Genomic DNA, 445 nt, shown 5'->3' with positions numbered 1-445 from the left:
GCATCGGAAGCCCAATGACAGGGCGCGGTTCCGGTGCCGGAGCCATATCCATGTCAGCTTTATTGCGGCGAATTGATTTAAATAGTTTGCGCAGCATCACGTTCCTCCAAAAATTTGCCATAGGCAGCAGCGCATCGCACGATAACGGCGCGTAGCGCAGTTTCATGATCATCCCCGTCAATGTACGAGAATTGGGCTGTCGTTTTATTAAGCGAGCCCGGGGCCGAGACCGTGGCTTCCATGAAATGTTCCATCCCCGCGTCTTCGTCAAATTCTGACCACTGTTTGATCGACATGCGAAGTTTTGCCTGAATATAAAATGCGTCGCTCGAATATACCATCGGGTCAAGGACACCGCTAGCACCACCCGCATACACGATGTAGTAGCCATCCTTTCCGTTGTCCTTTACACACGTGGCCGGCACGTTCAGGGCGCGTGCTACCC

1 protein-coding gene is annotated in these 445 nt (G+C 53.0%); it reads right to left on the bottom strand.

Features of this window, described 5'->3' with window-relative positions; genetic code table 11:
- Positions 1-77: 77 nt before the first annotated feature.
- On the bottom strand, positions 78-445 hold a 368-nt coding region (locus AC1RPY_RS07655), incomplete at its 5' end, for a hypothetical protein (RefSeq protein ID WP_289872330.1).

It is taken from the genome of Dellaglioa sp. CoH-56-MRSF-12 (assembly GCF_056782075.1).
The sequence above is the reverse complement of the archived record's forward strand: the minus strand, read 5'-3'. Positions and strand labels throughout refer to the sequence as shown.